At 51.0% G+C, this 17,213-nt stretch carries 22 protein-coding genes; all 22 read right to left on the reverse strand.

Annotated elements, in window-relative coordinates; genetic code table 11:
- Position 1: 1 nt before the first annotated feature.
- The gene (locus HVY19_RS13425) at positions 2–586 is read right to left on the reverse strand and encodes a YmfQ family protein (protein WP_181681075.1); all 585 of its coding nucleotides are present in this window, start codon (positions 584–586) and stop codon (positions 2–4) included.
- A complete protein-coding gene (locus HVY19_RS13430; protein ID WP_181681076.1) occupies positions 577–1,635 on the reverse strand; it encodes a baseplate J/gp47 family protein in 1,059 nt (352 codons plus the stop codon). The genes HVY19_RS13425 and HVY19_RS13430 overlap by 10 nt, the downstream gene beginning before the upstream one ends.
- Positions 1,622–2,047 carry a phage GP46 family protein gene (locus HVY19_RS13435; RefSeq protein ID WP_181684283.1) on the reverse strand — a complete coding sequence of 142 codons (426 nt, stop codon included), beginning with the start codon at positions 2,045–2,047 and terminating at the stop codon, positions 1,622–1,624. The genes HVY19_RS13430 and HVY19_RS13435 overlap by 14 nt, the downstream gene beginning before the upstream one ends.
- Positions 2,047–2,595 (reverse strand): phage baseplate assembly protein V, encoded by a 549-nt coding sequence (locus HVY19_RS13440; protein ID WP_181681077.1) that lies wholly within the window; start codon positions 2,593–2,595, stop codon positions 2,047–2,049. Before HVY19_RS13440 ends, HVY19_RS13435 begins: the two co-directional genes overlap by 1 nt.
- The gene (locus HVY19_RS13445) at positions 2,595–3,674 is read right to left on the reverse strand and encodes a phage baseplate assembly protein (RefSeq protein WP_181681078.1); all 1,080 of its coding nucleotides are present in this window, start codon (positions 3,672–3,674) and stop codon (positions 2,595–2,597) included. The genes HVY19_RS13440 and HVY19_RS13445 overlap by 1 nt, the downstream gene beginning before the upstream one ends.
- Entirely contained in the window at positions 3,671–4,972 is a 1,302-nt protein-coding gene (locus tag HVY19_RS13450) for a DNA circularization N-terminal domain-containing protein (protein WP_181681079.1), read from the reverse strand. The genes HVY19_RS13445 and HVY19_RS13450 overlap by 4 nt, the downstream gene beginning before the upstream one ends.
- 71 nt (positions 4,973–5,043) lie before the next feature.
- Complete coding sequence (locus HVY19_RS13455; RefSeq protein WP_181681080.1) at positions 5,044–5,535, reverse strand: hypothetical protein; 492 nt, start codon at positions 5,533–5,535, stop codon at positions 5,044–5,046.
- Positions 5,536–5,607: 72 nt separating this feature from the next.
- Positions 5,608–7,464, reverse strand: coding sequence for a phage tail tape measure protein (locus HVY19_RS13460; RefSeq protein WP_181681081.1), 1,857 nt, complete (start codon positions 7,462–7,464; stop codon positions 5,608–5,610).
- A gap of 138 nt (positions 7,465–7,602) precedes the next feature.
- Positions 7,603–7,872, reverse strand: coding sequence for a phage tail assembly protein (locus HVY19_RS13465; RefSeq protein WP_181681082.1), 270 nt, complete (start codon positions 7,870–7,872; stop codon positions 7,603–7,605).
- On the reverse strand, positions 7,872–8,228 hold the full coding sequence (locus HVY19_RS13470) for a phage tail tube protein (protein WP_046401748.1): 357 nt from the start codon (positions 8,226–8,228) through the stop codon (positions 7,872–7,874). Before HVY19_RS13470 ends, HVY19_RS13465 begins: the two co-directional genes overlap by 1 nt.
- A complete protein-coding gene (locus tag HVY19_RS13475) occupies positions 8,228–9,724 on the reverse strand; it encodes a phage tail sheath subtilisin-like domain-containing protein (RefSeq protein ID WP_181681083.1) in 1,497 nt (498 codons plus the stop codon). Before HVY19_RS13475 ends, HVY19_RS13470 begins: the two co-directional genes overlap by 1 nt.
- Positions 9,714–9,878, reverse strand: a complete 165-nt coding sequence (locus tag HVY19_RS13480; protein WP_072157998.1) for a DUF2635 domain-containing protein — start codon at positions 9,876–9,878, stop codon at positions 9,714–9,716. The genes HVY19_RS13475 and HVY19_RS13480 overlap by 11 nt, the downstream gene beginning before the upstream one ends.
- Positions 9,879–9,886: 8 nt before the next feature.
- A complete protein-coding gene (locus tag HVY19_RS13485; RefSeq protein ID WP_125339043.1) occupies positions 9,887–10,447 on the reverse strand; it encodes a hypothetical protein in 561 nt (186 codons plus the stop codon).
- The gene (locus HVY19_RS13490; RefSeq protein WP_181681084.1) at positions 10,447–10,950 is read right to left on the reverse strand and encodes a hypothetical protein; all 504 of its coding nucleotides are present in this window, start codon (positions 10,948–10,950) and stop codon (positions 10,447–10,449) included. Before HVY19_RS13490 ends, HVY19_RS13485 begins: the two co-directional genes overlap by 1 nt.
- Positions 10,925–11,338 (reverse strand): phage head closure protein, encoded by a 414-nt coding sequence (locus HVY19_RS13495; RefSeq protein ID WP_181681085.1) that lies wholly within the window; start codon positions 11,336–11,338, stop codon positions 10,925–10,927. Before HVY19_RS13495 ends, HVY19_RS13490 begins: the two co-directional genes overlap by 26 nt.
- Complete coding sequence (locus tag HVY19_RS13500) at positions 11,335–11,658, reverse strand: head-tail connector protein (protein WP_104446778.1); 324 nt, start codon at positions 11,656–11,658, stop codon at positions 11,335–11,337. The genes HVY19_RS13495 and HVY19_RS13500 overlap by 4 nt, the downstream gene beginning before the upstream one ends.
- A gap of 74 nt (positions 11,659–11,732) precedes the next feature.
- Positions 11,733–12,956 carry a phage major capsid protein gene (locus HVY19_RS13505; protein WP_086512936.1) on the reverse strand — a complete coding sequence of 408 codons (1,224 nt, stop codon included), beginning with the start codon at positions 12,954–12,956 and terminating at the stop codon, positions 11,733–11,735.
- Between the two features lie 9 nt (positions 12,957–12,965).
- Positions 12,966–13,565 carry an HK97 family phage prohead protease gene (locus HVY19_RS13510; RefSeq protein WP_086512935.1) on the reverse strand — a complete coding sequence of 200 codons (600 nt, stop codon included), beginning with the start codon at positions 13,563–13,565 and terminating at the stop codon, positions 12,966–12,968.
- Complete coding sequence (locus tag HVY19_RS13515) at positions 13,558–14,784, reverse strand: phage portal protein (RefSeq protein ID WP_181681086.1); 1,227 nt, start codon at positions 14,782–14,784, stop codon at positions 13,558–13,560. Before HVY19_RS13515 ends, HVY19_RS13510 begins: the two co-directional genes overlap by 8 nt.
- Entirely contained in the window at positions 14,774–14,935 is a 162-nt protein-coding gene (locus HVY19_RS13520; protein ID WP_172740607.1) for a hypothetical protein, read from the reverse strand. The genes HVY19_RS13515 and HVY19_RS13520 overlap by 11 nt, the downstream gene beginning before the upstream one ends.
- Positions 14,932–16,665 (reverse strand): terminase large subunit, encoded by a 1,734-nt coding sequence (locus tag HVY19_RS13525; RefSeq protein WP_181681087.1) that lies wholly within the window; start codon positions 16,663–16,665, stop codon positions 14,932–14,934. The genes HVY19_RS13520 and HVY19_RS13525 overlap by 4 nt, the downstream gene beginning before the upstream one ends.
- The gene (locus HVY19_RS13530; RefSeq protein WP_181681088.1) at positions 16,662–17,159 is read right to left on the reverse strand and encodes a phage terminase small subunit P27 family; all 498 of its coding nucleotides are present in this window, start codon (positions 17,157–17,159) and stop codon (positions 16,662–16,664) included. The genes HVY19_RS13525 and HVY19_RS13530 overlap by 4 nt, the downstream gene beginning before the upstream one ends.
- Between the last annotated feature and the right edge of the window lie 54 nt (positions 17,160–17,213).

Consider the following 17,213-nt stretch of genomic DNA (forward strand, 5'->3'; position numbering starts at 1 on the left):
GTTACTCCGGATATTTGAAAATTACATAGGTATGAGAAGGGCAAAGCTTATTGAGGACACACTCAACAACTGTGTCGCCCCATATTCTGATCGATGAATCACAGGGATCGTTGCAGGTCATCCAGGTTGTTTCTGTCGATGATGGCATATTGACCTGCCAGTAATACCGCCAGTCCGTGGAATACACCCCATCAGTACATTTTGAAGTGCAGGTAAACGTGCTTTTATCGTATCGCGTTATAGTCGCCCCAGGCTTTCCAAGAGCAACAAGCTGGGCCAGATAAAACGCCTCGTTAATCCCACCAGCCAGGTTAACTTTTCCATCAAGGCGTTGTTGGCGCTGACGTATTGTCTGGGTTCCGGATGGAATACATTCATCAGGTAAACCACAACATTTTTCCCAGCGGTTAATCAGTTCTGTAGTGGTACGCGGGTCGATCTCCAGCATCAATGAATCAGCGCGCCGATGCACTCTGAGTAATGAGGGGGCGGTCCCTTTTATCGCCACATCATCAACTGTCCAGGCTGGCCCTGGAGGAAGAAGCGCGGCGAGCAGGTGAATATAATCATCTTCATTCACTGCCACGTTACGCCTCCCAGAACGGCCAGTTCATTCTTCGCGATCGGCGTATCAGCCGCCGGCGCAATCAGTTTGTGGCTGTGCTCACCAGCAGCAATTGAGATGGCTTCATTGATGCGCGACAACTCGAGAACCCCATCAGGATAACCATCACGAAGGAGGAAAGAACGAAGTTCGGCCACTACTGCAGCTCGTGTTTCAGCATTGTCCGGATTCAGATCAATAGTGAAATCGATGGTTTTAGGTGTCGCTTTGAAAACATACAAATCAGAACCCGCCACAGGTGCCAGTGGTTCTATATGCGCCTGCGCGGCAGCTACAGTTGCGTCATCAAGTATCGGATTGATCAGGTCACTACTTGCGACCATCACACCAACAGTGCCTGTCCCCATCCAGTGGCGGTAAGTCCAGGCTCGAGTGATCCCGGGAACCTCTTTAGCCCAGACAATATAATCACCATCTGCGCCACCCTGTGGTGTCCAGTAGTAGCGCTCAAGAACTCTCGAACGCCACTCTTCAACATCCTCTACATCAACACCTCCCGCCAGCGTGTCAGCCATCCCGCCAGATGGCAGCCCATTAACCGGAGTGACAAGAGACAGCGAAGTGCCATCGTCCACATTTCCTGTAATGCCATTAACATTACAAATTATGGGTAGCCGTAATACTCCACCAGCACTTTTAGCATCGGCCGTCGCTGTGTACTGAACAAAATCATCACGCTGGATGATGGCCCCGGCTTTGACTGTCAGATTGTCAGCCACACCCTCCCATCGCATGAAACCAGCCGCTGCTGTTGCGGCCTTTCTCGGACACCGCTTCATGGCAGCATGACGGGCAAGCCATCCCTCATCACATAGATCTGGCAGCATATTCATTGCCAGATAATCGATGTACCCGTAAACCGTATGTAATGCCCCGGCATAGACTTTAGCCCTGACATCCTCATCCATCCGGCGAAGTTCATCATTGATATCCAGACGGGCAAAGAGATCGGTGCGTATCATGCTGATATTTTCAGCCAGTGTTGGCCGCTGGAATTCACTGTCCGCCATAAGTGATTACGCTCCATAAATCATTAAAGGAAATGGTAACCGGCCCGTCCCGGTGCCAGAGAACAATTTGATTACCGAGTTCGTTAATACCGGTTCGCTGAATATCAATGTCGATACGTGATACCACCCCATCATCAATCATCCACTGGAGTGCATCACGCAGATAAATTCGCGCCTTATTCACCAGGGCATTGGTCAATTTGCTGCGTTGTAAAAGCCACAGTTTTGAGCCGTAACGATCATTGGCAACAACGGGCCATGTATCGCCCCACCAGCCCATAGGGACATCAGCATTGTCATCCGGATCAGCACGACGATGTGTAAAAAGTGAAATAACCACAGCCCTTACCAGCGGATTCAGCGACGAACTGACGCTAACCCGCTTACCATTTACCGTAAGCCACAGTTCCATCATTCCCCCATCTGATTGGCCGGGGTATCAGTGTTGTTACCCTGCCCGTTTTCTCTGTGTTTATGACCGTTATAGACAATCCGCATCGCTGACATCGTCAGCCCGCCGGAATCACACAGATCCTTAATATGTCCCGTTGCTTCAATATCCATTTCAAAACGGGCTTTCGGGGCATTAACAAACCGGATTAAATTTCCGGCTCCGTCAACGATAATTCCAGAACGAGTGAGGTGTACCTTCTGTCCGAGGTCGTCATACAATGCGACTTCACCTTCTTCCAGTCCGCGAAGCCGGTACCGGCGATCAGCAACCGCAATCACAATGCCGTGTGATCTGTCACCATCTGGGAACAGAACCACGCCTTCAGCCCCCGGTTTCGCGTGAGAGGTAAACCCGTAATGCTCAAGATGTTCTATACCTGCTTTCGTCTGGGCACCGATAAGTTCAACATCTACCATCTGGCATTTACTGGCAGCATCAATACTTTTTACGACTGCGCGACCAATCAGACAAAGCACCTGCCTCTGTAAGCTTTGCATTACGCCCATCAGAACGGGTCCTCTTTGGCTTTTCGTTTTTTAGTACGTTTCTGCTTCTCATCTTCCGGTTCTGGAAGATAAGCATCCGGCGGCCCGACACGAAGTTCCGCTAATGTGCCGTTATTATCTTTGGTGAATGACACTTCAGAAATGAGCAGTTCGCGGTTATTGAATCCGCATACAGGGTCAAAAACGATGACACGCTGATTCGGTTGCCAGAGCGAGCCGTCACCCTGTCGCCAGCCCCAGACTACATAAGTGGTTTCGTCGGTACGTGCGGCACGTTGTCTGGCTTCAAACTCAGCGCGGGCTATACAGCTTGCGCCTGTTGATTGTCCTGTCTGTTGCACAACCATCGGACGATAACGCCCTATTCCTGCATCAGCAGTTTTTGACCTCAGAGCCGTAGTGGTTGCTGCCCCAAAATCATTATCATTCCCGGCACGCTGGCCGGAGACCTGATAAGTTGAAAAGCGGTCGCGGATACTTTTTTCGGTATCACAAGAAATAACGTTTTGCCCCAACACCAGGGCGGTATGCGCCCGCGTGGTACCCGGTACTCCGATAACCAGACGCCCTTTCGGATCGTCGTATGCCAGCGCCTGTTGCTGGCCAAGCATTTTATTGAGAACCTCAATGACCGTCTCACCGTGATCTGGCTGAACGCCCGGTATTGCCGCAGCAGGGGCCCCCGAATCCACGACAGATATGCCAAATGGTTTCGCCAGTGCAGCGGCAACCTGAACAAGCGATTGCCCGTTGAACTGGGTTGGTTCTGCGGAACAGTCAATAAGGTCGGCTGTCAGACTGCGACCGCTGATCCCGGTGCTGATTGACCTCGCGTCATAGCGAACCGGCGTCGATTCCACCCAGCCAGTAATGACCAGATCATCACCGATGAGGACTTCTACCTTGTCACCGTTTTTTACTTTTGGCTGCAACGAGTTAGAACCTTCACCACCAGGCCACTCGCGGGTAATTTCAACGCTGAAGTCGCGCGCGATGCGCTCAATACCTGCGCCTATGCGAACAGATGTCCAGCCACCCCATTCCCGTCCGTTAACACGTAGCGTTACGTTATCGTTCATCGTACAGGAACCCTCAACGGAGACACTGGAACGAAGCCAGGATGTGCCACAGCGTTACGCTTTACGATATCTGACTCGCGATCCGCATTATCAAACCATGTGGCAGCCAGAACCAGCGCGGGTGTAACCTCATCAGGTGTTCTTATGACGGTCTTTGACGCCTGAGTTAACCGGGTTTTAATATCGTTATTGAGATCAGATTTCACTCTGCGGAGCGCCAGAAAAAGACGATCATCAGTGATGCGGGATAGCTCTTTGTCGATGGCATCATTCAGTGTGTCACGTACATCGACTAACTCATCCCATGTTGGCAAATCGACAGAAACCGTTTCTTCCTGGGCATTATTCAATGCCGGATGCGATACAACCGGCCAGCCAGTTGTTTCCTGTGTGGCATCACGCGCAGGCGTTACCGATGCAGGTAATCTTGTCACCGTGTACGCGGCTTCACTGATTGCAGTCGTGCGGATCGCACTGGCAACATAATTGCTCTGTTGCGTTCTGTTTTTCGTCGTCGTGCTGTCAGTTTTCCAGACACCACGGGGAGCAAGATCACTCCCCAATGTGATACCTGAGAAATTTTTAATCATGGTGTAAAGATCGCTGGCATTACCTGTCAGGCGATTGCCGGCGCGCCACATCGTCTGAAGTTGTTCAATGAACCCCTTACCTGATGATGGCGGAGGCAATAACACAGAAATATCGCCCTGCAATAATCGGGCAGCAGAAGAAATACCAGAATCAACCATCGCCATTTTATCTGATACAAAACCGAGCATACTCTTTGCATCATCTAATACACCGCCCTGAACAAAGTCTGGCATGCCATCCATACCAAACCGATCAAAGCTATCGCTGATACAGTCATCTAATGCTGAGCAGGATGAAACCAGTGTATTTGCCGTTGCAGTGCCAGCCGTTGGATATGAAAGTTCCCCTGCCTCAACGAACCGCAGATCGAAGCGCACCATGCGCCCTTCACTGCTTGCGGTGCTGACATTAATCTCTCCGTCAACACAGACACTGATTTCCCCATAGGTCGGATGTACCAGCGTACCCGGTCCCGGTTTGTTCAGTGCCTCAATAAGTCTGTCACGTTGATCAAAGCAGTCATCTCCGATCACATAGGCGGTGATGCCAGGACGCAGCGTTACCCTTCCTAAGTCCTCGCTATAAGGTTTATCGCGGTTTGGGTATTCATGCGTTTCAACCCGACGTCCTACCGGGGCCCCTTCATCTTCTACCTTGAACGGAACGCCGCGAAACGACGCTTCAACCAGTCTGTCTTTCCACGCCATATAAACTCCGGGCAATAAAAAACCCGCCAAGCGGGTTTTTTATTTGATAACAAATAATTAAAGGATGTTTCTTATTTCAAATAAACATCTACCACATACATTGAACCAGCCTTCATGAATATCGAGTTTGCATTTTCATCATGAGACTCGAATTTCTGAACTTCATTAAACTTTACAAGTTTATTTTTAAAGATACTTTGTTCGCTTCCAGTGAGATATGACCACGCATTTCCAGCGAGGTCTACTTTGCTATGACTCAAACCACTATCCAAACCGAAGAACCACAATTTTATTTTTTTAGGGCATGACGGATTATATATCGTTATATAAAACTGAGGGATATATTCATCACGAATTTTTTCATCCTGCAATTCTTCCCTGGTTGCATTTTTTATAAATTCATACTGAAGTTTTGTAATCCCATCTTCTTTTTCAATTGTTTTTTTCTCAGGTTTTACACCGACTGAAGCGACAAGGTCTTTTTCATCGTAATGCTGAAAACACTGATTAGCTAACGAACCTGTAGACCATAAAGCAATTACAAAGCAAAATAATATCCTCATGTTTTGATCACCTCTCCGATTGCTTTCGTGATGGGAGATTATAACCAAAATCCACATTCATCCAAGATGAAGTTAACGATTGTAGCTCCAACCTGACAAACTGGTATAGCCGACATCATATTTTATACCCGGTGATGCAGGACCTTTCTGATCAACAGTCATACCTGGAGGGGCATTTTTAAAACTTACGTTCAGGTCAATTTTATCTTTTGTTGAAGTTGTGTTGCGATTAATTCCTTTCTCATAGTCCTGCATTGATTGTTTGTTAAAGAATGGGGTCCAGTCTGACGCAAAGAAAAGACCATTGTTTTTCATCCAGTCACCTGCGGATGTTTTGCCAATGGTCGATTCCATCACTCCTTCAACTGGCGCATAGAGTGCGGCAGCCATTCCTAGTTTACCAAGCATTCCCATCTTATTGCTGGCAGTGACTGATTCAGCACCAACGGTCCTGATAGAGCCAACTATTGAAGTCAGCCATGAACCTGCTATATATGCAGCAATACCAGCAAGAGCTATTTTCCAACCATCTGTTGTGCTTGTCAGCACTTCAATTTTATCCAAGATCTTTGTAATTACTGGTCCAAACTTATCCCAATTGGCAATGACATAACCAATCCCGATCGCGGCCAGTCTAAGGAATGCCCCCATAGGAGACATCTTCATCGCTCCACCTACAATCCCTAAAGCCTGGCTTACACCTATCGCAGCCAATTTAAGTCCAACAAAACCAGCTACAGCACCAACAATACCCCGTATAAATCGCGGATTTTTTGCAGCAAAGTTACTGAATTTTTCAGTCATATCGCCAAGCCATGTAACCAGTTTTTTTGCATCGTCAGAAAACGCACCACCAATAGCGGCAAGACCATTAATTGCTGTGCCTGTCAATGCCTCCCAGAGGTTGGTTAATGTCCCCAGTTGCGCTTCAACGCGCTGATTTAGATTAGCCTGCTTCTGCATTTTTTTAACTACTTCGTCGTAACCATCTTTTCCTTTGTCGATCAGAGCATTCACAACCTGAAGTGTCTCTGCATCATCACCAAAAATTCCTGTAAGAATCTTTGTTCGTCTTACATCGGAAAGACCACGAAGTTTGGAAAGTTGAGTAAATATGTTCTCAAGCCCACCAAATCCACCTTTCCCATCGGTGAAATCAAGTTTAATTCCGAGTTTAGCCCCCTTCAGTAAATCATTCGCATCACCAACTTTCTTCATATTGAGACCAGCTTGGACTACTTTTCTCAGGGCGTTACCCGCTGACTCACCCTTCATGCCCATCTGATCCATCATGACGCTGATTGGAGCTAATGCCTTAGCCGCCAATAAACCATCTTTATTGACCATTTTCATGATCGAGCTTGTTTTAGTGAAGAACGACAACATATTCGTGTCATCGACTCCAAGATAAAATGCTTTCTGAATAGTATCAAAAAGCCCCATCATATCTTTTGAAGTCGTTCCGGTGGCATCCTGCATTTTAGCCGCAAACTCTGCTGCTGCTTCAGGTGTTTTCTTCAACTGAACAGCCAAGTAAGCTGATGCCTCTCCAACCCCACCCAAAATATTCTCAGCAGGAATACCTTGACGAACCAGCATTTGCATCATGTTTTGGAAATCAGCAGTGGTCCCAGGCAATTTGTTTCCAAGACCAATAGCCAGAGTGTTTATTCTCTCGAACGTTGAATTTACCTGACCGTTAGCCCCCATCATAGCTACTTTAAGCCCTGTTGCGGCATCTTCCTGTTTTGCAAAGGCAACCATTGATGCAGCAAGTCCCGCCCCAAGACTTGCTGCCATCGCTAAACCCCCCTTTCCCATATCCTCTGCATCGCGCCGAAATTTGCGTATATTTTTTTGCATCCTACCCAGCGCGGGGGACAATTTGTCTACGCCAGTAATCAACGCTTTTAATTCAAACTCAGCCATCTGATCGCTCCCGCTCAATCCTGTTAGCCTGTTCTATCAGCAACTGGATACTGGATAATGGTTTGCTTAAAGCCATAAAAGGATCGATGCGCCAATATTTGGCGCAATCGAAATACAGATTAATGATGGAGTCGGCTGTCAGGCCTGAAGGAAAAAACCGGCCACCAGCCAACTTGCCGAGTTGAGATCAGAAGGAGACATTTCATCAACGGTGCTCGGCGGTACATTTGCCAGACGTTGGATATACTTAGTAATCACAACAGCATTGAGTAGGATTGACTGGTCAGAGTCCAACTTGTAAGGAAAGCCTAACTCGCGAACGTCTTTACCAGTCGGTTCTGAGAATTCAAGAACAGAGATAGTCTCGCCGTGCGCTCTTACTGGTTTATTCAGCGTAAGTTCCTGCATTACTGGTAATCTCCTTCTTCACCGTGAAATTCAAGGTCTACCGTGCCTTCTTCAGCATTATGGTTTGCTTCTCCATGCAGCCAGGCGGACGACAAAACATAGACCTGACCGTTCGCCAGTTCGGCGGTAATAGTCATTTGATCTGCTGTTGTAATTTTGCTGACGGGAAAATCCTTCGGTACCTTGTAAGTACCCTTAACATAAGGTGCGCGGTGCGTTTCTTTGCGATCCACGGAACCATCCAGCCCAATGACATCATCATTGACCTTCGTGTTCATCGGCACCTCAATGCCGCCGGTCATTGATAGCTGCTGACCGTCTACTTTGAAATAACAGGTACCACCAATCTTCGCCATTATGCGGCCTCCTCTGGATACTGAAGACGGAACTGGTTAACCACTGCAAAGACGCGCAACTGGTTGACATAATCAGGTGGGAACAGCGTGTTCAGGCGGTTCGGATCATTAGCATCACGCTCAACAATCAGGTACTTCTTGAAGAGCTCATAATTTTCAACGATGCCCGCACGTTCCAGCTGGCGATACGTTGCCAGTAACTCACCTTTGATGACCGACGGCGTCACAATTGCCTGACCGGGGCCAAAACGGGTACCGTCGTTCGCCAGTTTATGACGGCCGTATTTACTGGTAATCACTGACTTGAGGCGGCGCAGAACGTATGCGCTGGTATGCAGGGTTTCGCTGTCAAGATAACTGTTATCCGCAGAACCATACGCGTTTTTCTTATACGTGGTGACATCGCGCTGAACGCGCAGAATGCCGCTTTCAACATATGCGGTAGCGACACCATGCGACAAAAGAGACTGCTGCTCTGTCATGGTAAAGCGCTTGCCCTTCGGGGCTGGCAACATACCAACCAGCTCCCCGGTCTGTGTCGGTCGTGCCGGGTCATTACGGATGAATACCGCAGCACGAGCGGTGCGACTTGCCGCCAGTTCATCGGCAGGCGTCTGGGTCTCCTTCTCGTAACCGGACAGGGTAATATGCTGAAGATTGAACATATCTCCGGCGGTAACCAGCTCGGAAAGCGTACCCAGCTTGGCTGTGTACACATGGCCATACAACTGGCGGGCATAACTCCAGCGACCGCTGGTATCGTTCATTTCGTTCGACAGCGTGTTCACAGAAGCCGTATCACTGAAAGGATGACCGATATAGTCAAACGGTTCATCGGCCATCGCCGCGATCGTTCCAGTAAGCACCGGCGCACTGGTTCCTGCCGTACCAGACGCCACTGCAATCTGAATACCTGCCGGAAGCACCTCACCACCACCAAAACCGTAATAATTCAGAGATACAGGAATTTCATTACCGCACAAACCTTTATGGCGAGCGGTCAGTGTAACCACGCCAGCGGCCGCAGCAGAGGTGAACGGAAGGTCGGCATTGGCATTGATTGCCGTACTGATCGCAGTAGCAACGGCGGCAACATCATCACCATTGATTACTGCAGCCTGCACACGGGTGCGTCCGATATAAAGATTCACTGTACCGGTTTCCGTCGCGGCGCCTGTCACTGTAATCGTTACAGTCGCGGCAGCACCTGTGGCTTCCGGTACCGCGATAATGTACAACTCACCAAACGGATCGGTTTCACGGTATGCGGTAACCATGCGGGCTAGCTGGCTACCCGGACCGCAAATCTGACGCGCATAATCTTTAGAAGGCATCAGGATCAGACTTTCCTTCTCAATCGTCGCGTCCGCATTGGCGTAGCCGATCAAAAGAGCGGGACCGGAATCCTGGGTGGTATTCGCCGCCGAGCTATCCATTTCCGCATAAAACAGCGGTACCAGCGTGCTCGATGGGATGGTGTTCATACTAATCGTCATTGGCTTTCACCTTTTTATTAACGCGCCGAACATCACCAGCCGCGACGCGCCGCAGCCAGTAGTTATTCTCTTCAACATTTCGCCCTTCAGAGGGCAAAAGGTCGCCTCGGGCAGGGTCAGGAACTGACCGCCCTTTTGCGGGTTTTACAAACATATGGCCTCTCAGGAAGGGAGATTTATTTCAGTGTGAAGCTCAATATCGCCATCAGGACCACTCCCCGGATCAATAAAGTCCACATCAATGGAAAGCGTTCTGAATTCATCAAGGCTATTAAGCTCATCCTGTTGACGCGTATCATCCTCAGTCAGCTCATTCTCAACAGTGAAATCGAACTGATAGCTGAGTTCGTGGCGATTCACATCCAGTAATGTTCCACCGGCATAGGTGACAGGGTTTCCGCGCTCCTCCGGATTCCATCCGAGAAGTGCTTTGAACAACACCTGCCGGATGTCGTGGACCACATCGTATGATGCGAACTGCCCTCGCTCATCCCGGCCATTACTGACAAAAACAATCACCGAGAAACTCTCGGTAAGATCCTGCCAGTAATCTGTCTGGCTTTTTTGCTCTCCGGGGGAATCATCACCGGGAACAACATATGCCGCCGGGAGTCGCATTTTTCCGATTTCAGGCAGATCTTTAAACTGAGCAGCACCGGCTACTCGATTTTCGAAAACGGGGCAGTTTGCCCGTAACGTTGCAATGATGGGTGAAAGTTTCATCAGCGGCGTTTCTCCGGCTTAAGTGACTGACGCAACTCACGGGCAAGGTAGTACCGCGTCCACGGACTGTTTTTTTGTAGTGTCTCAACCATGAAGTTATTACGCGGAGCAAGACGCCAGCCGCTACCGCCAGACGCTCCACGATGATGACTACGCTGACGACGTGCACCGCCACGAACACCGTAAAAAAGAAACGCCGGGTAAAAGTCGCCGGTGATCAGTCTGTTTCCCTGCCCGTTTCGCTGGTTTGGTGCAATACGGGTCATAAACCCCGGGCGTCGCCCGCTTGCTTTTGGCACCATATAGCCGATGGATTTCGCCAGTCGACCAGTCTGGTAACCAGGGTTTTCACCACCTTCTGATCGCCCACGACGCATTACCAGCCGGCGCGCATCACGCATGTGCCTCTGCCCGATATGGACAAACGCCCTCCGCACCCGCGCGCGGTTGAAGCGCATTTCCTTTGGTTGCTGAAAATCAACGTGTAAAAAGGGTTGTGCCATTACCGCTCCCTCCGGTTGATGCTGGCTCCGCGCCCAGTACAGTGCATTCAAGCAACAGGAACCGCCGTTTACTGTTCAGGTCCCGAACCCGCTTAACGCGATAAACCTCATCCCCCTGAACCACCTCAAAATCGCTGGTAATCCCCCGGCGATAACGCAAAGTGATGTAGTGAGTGATGGCATTATCCGTCTGGGCTGTCTCCTGGTATGTGGTCGCGCTGGTCTGTACCACCTTCGCCCACGCTTTATACGAAATGGGGTAAACCGGCATTGTGCCAAGGTCATCAGAAGGTGAGTCAACCCGCTGACGGATAAGCACCCGTTTATCAAGTTCCCCGGGGTCTGGCAGCAGATAAGTTGCGCTGGTCTGCGCTTGTCGTAGCTTCATAGCGGAATAAACCTGTATGGCCCAACCAGCCAGTTATACGCCAACGGCATTTCGCTCTTTTCAACTTCACTGACCGAAGACCGGTTTTCATAGTAATGAGTTAACAGCAGGAGCATTCCCAGTTTTACATCATCAGTCAGAACCAGTCCTTCTGTATCTTCCTCCGGAATGGCTTCATCTTTCTCGTATAGTTTACGGTTCAAAAATGATTCTGTTCGCGCCTGTACCGCGCTACCAAGCAGTTCGAGAAAAGGATCCTCATCAGTAAAATCTTCATCCAGCCGCAGCTGCGCCTTGATTTCTGGGAGTGTCAGCAGCATAGATATCTCCATGCCCGCCAGACGGCGGGCATAAAAAAACCGCTTTCGCGGTACTGGTTACATCAGGTTTTCGGTTATGCCGGCTTGCCCACCAGCGCTTTGATGGCTGCCACGTCTTCAAGGACGCAGTCAAAACGGTGAAATGCCAGGAATGCTGTTTGATCGTACTCAGCATAACGTTCAACCAGGCGCTTCAGCGTCATATAGGTGATACGACGAATAATGAAGCGGTCGAAGTCACCGAGAAACGCGAATTTCTTACCCGCAGCAATACCATCAATAGCCTGGTCAATAACATACGGGATATTCAGGATCGTTGCCGGGGTGCCGCCTGCGACATCCGGTAACCACAGTGGGCGATTCTGACCGTCTACCATTTCTTCAATCACCTGAAGGGTCGAATCATTAAATGCCCAGCGGTATTTAGGGCCACCACGGTAAGCCGGATCAATAGCATGTTTCAGCTTGTTCATTTCCTGCCAGGTGAATGTTGCGGCAGCAGCAGTATTTACAGTACCGGTGACCGACGCGACCAGGCCTTTAGGCTGTACCGGTGTACCTGCGCCGGTTCCCTGAACAAGATATTTGGCTTCACCGCGCCCAATTCGCTGGCCAATACGCGCAGCCAGGTACGCTTCGATATCAACACCACTATCCTGTAATAGCTCATTGGATACACGGATGATTTTGGACGACAACTTTTTAGCGCCCAGAATCGCAGTGCCGAAACTTACATCCTCTTCAGATGCTTCGGTGTTTTCACCCAGGAGTTCGCCTTCTTCCGCAGTACCGTCGGAGGTCGACCAGGTAATATCCTGACCATTCGAAGTATTGAGGATCTGCGCCACGCTGGCGATTCCACCATAGGCTTTCATCGAGTCGACGATTTTATTCAACATCTGCGTCGGTACGGTGTAACCACCTTTAGCGTCCGGCGTCGTACCCTGGGCCCGCAGCTCTTTAACTGCCTGACGCTCTTCAGCGGACAGTTCGCTGAAGCCGTGACGCAGGAACTTATCAAACGCCGCGGCGCGACGCTCAGCACTTTGCTCTTCCGGTGTATTGTTACGTTGCTGCCGACGTTGCTCATCCTCATGATCTTCAACGTGTGCCTGATCGAGGCGACGCAGTTCCTCCAGACGCCCGATTTGTTCATCAAGTGCATCCAGTTCAGACTTTGCGGCGTTCCACTGAGTACGCTGCTCATCAGTCCAGGTCGCATCACCAATTTTTTCGTGCAGCGCACGCATATCAGTAGCGATGGTGTTACGTTTTTGCTTCAGTTCGTGCAGTTTCATATTTTTTCCTTACGCGTTAAGAAGGTTCAGCAGGCGCTCACGCGCCATTCGTTGATTAATGGCTTGCGCCAGCGCGCCACTGTCGCGCGCCTCCTGCCAGGCTTTCATGGATCGGACACCGGAATCGGCTTCCTGATAGGCCGGATAGGTCACCGGGCTCACATCAAACAGCCGGGAAAAAAGGGAGATTTCGCGGATGACAATACCTTCGTCGTCTTCGTACCAGTGCTCGCCGTCGCGGGCCACGCGGAATGCGAAAGACGACTGACTGATATCGCCACGGAACATCGGGGCGAGAACCAGATCCCGGATGGTCTGGGTTTCAGGTGCGGTGATGTCATAGCGCAACCCTTTATCATCAACGGACAGTGAAAGCGTACCGGCCGCACTGCGCCCCAGAATAAAATTAGGGTCATGGTTAAACAGCCCGCGTACATCATCATTCAGCACGTCGTCAAACGCGCCGGGCTTGATGATTTCACGGAATCCCCATAACGGCTCAGAACGGCTGTTGAACACTGAGCCATAACCGATAATGTGTGTCGGTTGCTCACTGTGTTGCTCCGCCCGAACCTCACCGCTGTAACAGCGGACTTCGCGATCATCCATTGGGTTGCTCCTCACTTTTTGGGTCGGTAGTAAAGTCTTTCGCGGGATTTGCGGCGTTAACGCTGACCAGCATCTCGTCCAGTCCATCAACTGGATTCATGTCTTCAAACGCGCGCGCTTCGTTGCGACTCATCCAGCCGTCAGTGATGGCGAAGTGATAGAACTGCGCCCGCTCCTGTGGCGTACCACGCAGGAGACCTGTCAAGTTAAAACGCGTGTAGAAGCCTGCTGCCAGTTCAGCCCGAGTGAAAAGCCGCCGGTTAAGCTCCTGCTCCCAGTTAGTCACCCAGGGCATCATGGTGTAGCGGACAAACTGAATGGCCTGCTGGGTGATGTTGGAGAACGTGGCTTTTTCCAGATCGTTAATCATGTGTGCCGGCACATTGAAAATACCGGCAATCATGGAGCGGTTCAGTTTGGTCATGTCGATGATCTGGGCATCGACCGGTGAAACCGTCAGCGCTCTATAATCGAGATCAGCGGGCAGCAGCATGGTTTTATTCTCCTGGCTTCTCAGGGCCAGCGCTGCCTTCTGCCAGGCATCTTTCAGCCAGGTCCAGCTTTCTTTTTGAAGCGGGGTTTTGACTGAAACAATACCCGCAGGGCGAGCATTACCGCTGAAAAAGCTTTCGGTGTACTTCTGCCCGCTCATCCCCATGCCAATGGTTTCGGCGTGCTGCATGATTGGGCTGAGCCCCATTTTCTGGTTATTGCCCAGCGCCCGGATATGGATCATGTCATCCGGGCTGATGGCGAAGGCGCCCTCTTCGTTGTAAAGGCCGTAGGTATAGCGCCCGCCGGTTTTCAGCAGGGTTGTTTCCCACGGCATACAACTTTCAAGGCCGACAACTTCGCCGCGTCGGTTACGCTTTACCCACGAATACCCATTTCCCCAGCCGAGGATGTGGCGCTGTTTCAGCTCGCGCCATTTGTAGCTGGTCTGCCAGATATTGGGCTCATCGTGAATGAGATAAAACGCCGGGTGATCGCGCGCAGGCTCAACTTTGCCGTTGTGTTTTCGCATAACATGGAGCGGCATCTGCGCGAGATTTGACGACAGGACATAGATACAGGCGTAAACCGCCGCCAGTTTCATGGCAGTCTCAGGGCTGACGTACATATCAGATTTAAAAATTCCGTCCGTATCGACCAGATCACCGCTAATCGGTGTAGCCGGATTCTCCAGTGACTCACTTCTGAAAAAGGCGTCAAGCAACACGTTTCCCCCTTCTGGCCATTGCCAGTGCCGCCACCAGCAACAGACCGCCGGAGAACATCAGGGCGGGTGCCAGCCCAAACTGCAGATAAAACCCCGCCGTGAGCAGCCCGTATCCGGTCAGCCCGATAACATCAGTAACGAGTGATTTCATAGAATTAAGAGGTCTTCGTCTGGATCCAGTGAGGAGAGGAAATCGCCAGGCTCTTTAAGCATGACCCGTCCAATTGCCATAATCAGCGCTACTGCGCCGTCGATTTTGTTTTCGTTCTGCTCTTTGATGGGTTTCACCACATCGTCATTGCCGGGGATGTTTTTCCCCACCACGTTGGCAATACACCAGCTCATGATGGGGTTGCCGTCATGATGAAACCTGCCGGACTCGATCGCCGCTTCAAGCTCTTTCATCGGGTCTGACATGTTGGTGTAGTTCTGAATGATGGTAACGGGATTAAGCTGCTCATCCGCCAGGTCATGAGAAAGCCCGGTTGCCCCGTAGGGATCAATCGGTGACTCGGTGACCGGGTTCAGTTTGTTCGCTGCTTTGGCCTCCTCCAGGATGTAGCGGTAATCCACCTCCGCACCAGCAGTGACGGTGAGGTAACCCATCTCCACCCATTTCTGAAAGCGTTCAGCAGTGCGGCGATCCTCGTTTTTCTCCACGCTGTAAACCGTGTCATACGGTACCCAGAAGCGTGGTGCCACACTGTAATAATGCGTTTTGCCATCAATCTCGCGGGTGAACAGCCTCGCCATGCTGTTCATATCCAGTTTGCGTGCAAGGTCGAATGCCAGCACACAGGGCTGCCCTTCGAAATGCTCGAGCGTAAGCGTTTTGTCTTCGCAGTTCTGCCAGGACACAAGGTTATAGAAAGCCGCCCGCGCCGCCACCCAGATATTCAGATGCTTGGTTTTAAAAACGCCCGCCTGCCGGGCATTGTTAATCGCGCGCTGCTGCTGACTGAGAAGAAAATCGCGGTACACCGAGACGCCCATATTCGGGTTCGCCTTCTCCAGCACCTTCGGATCCGTCCAGTCGTCGCCTTCATCAACCGTGTAGATGATGCCGAACAGCTCCTCGTTGGGTACCGAGCCGTTAAGCATCTCGATCACTTCGCGGCGTTTGTCGTAGCACGGACCTTCAATGTTGTAACCGGCGGTGGTGATCGCCCACATCAGCGGCTGGCGACGCGCGCCCATTCCGGTCAGCATGGTGGTATAGAGCGAGTCGGTCTGGTGTTCGTGGTATTCGTCGACGATGGCGCAGTGCGGCGACGCGCCGTCGCCCGGGTTGCCAATCAGCGGTTCGAACCGCGCACCGTCCTCAGGCCGGTTCAGGTTGGAGGCATTCACCTCGATGCCGAACGCTTCAACGAGCAGCGGAGTCCGCTTGCACATCAGCCGCGCAGGACGGAACACTTCCCACGCCTGTTTTTCAGTCGTGGCGCCGGAATACACCTCCGCGCCGAACTCGTTATCACAGGTGAAACAGAACAGCGCCACGCCTGCGGAGATTGCCGACTTACCGTTTTTGCGGGGGATCTCAGTGTAGACCTCTCGAAAGCGGCGCAACTTTGAACCTTTTTGCACCCATCCAAAGGCACAGCAGACGATGAAAAGTTGCCATGGTTCGAGGGTGATTGGCATCCGTTTGAATGCCCATTCGCCCTTGGTATGCGGCAGCAATTGAATAAACTTCGCGGCCTTCTCCGCCATGTCCTTATCAAAGCGGTACCGGAATTTGCGGCTTTTCTCCTGAGCCATGTCGTCGATGTGGCGCTGGCAGGCCTGAAGCACAAACTGGCACGCGGGTATCTTTCCCCGCACAACGTTGCGGGCGTATTGATTCGCGGCGTTGACGTTAGGGTACGATTTCCGACTCATGAGTTAATCATCTTCAGGAATGGGTTAGCGGTTTTCTTCTGTCCGGCGAGCCCGATAAGGCGCTGGCGGCTGCTGGGATCGAGACCCAGCATAGAACCGGTAGAACTCATCTCCGATTCCTGTTCTTTTTTGGCGGTAAGTTCAGGGTTCTTTATCTTTCCGCCCATCGCCCCGGTGATGGAAAGACCATCCCTGGCGATATTCTTTACGGCGCGCCGCCAGAATTCATAGGCCACGCACCAGCGCTCAAGTACGGCCAGATCGGTAACGCATAAAAGCCCCTGCCCGCATAACTCCTTCGTGGTCAATTCCCACATGACAGATGCCATAGGCATACCATCATCTTCTGTAAACCACTCTGGTGGCGCCACGCCCTTAATTGGTGTGAACACCGGTTCATCTTTATTCAGGGCTCGCTTGCCGGGGTTACCAGCCAACTCCTTACGCGCCGTTGGCTTAGGACGACGCCCGGAACGCCCCGCCGTTCCAGCCATAAGCGATACTCCTGGTTAAATTTCATTTTTCGCGGGTATAAAAATTCGAGGAGG

The sequence above is a fragment of the Citrobacter sp. RHB25-C09 genome, assembly GCF_013836145.1.
GTDB lineage: Bacteria > Pseudomonadota > Gammaproteobacteria > Enterobacterales > Enterobacteriaceae > Citrobacter_A.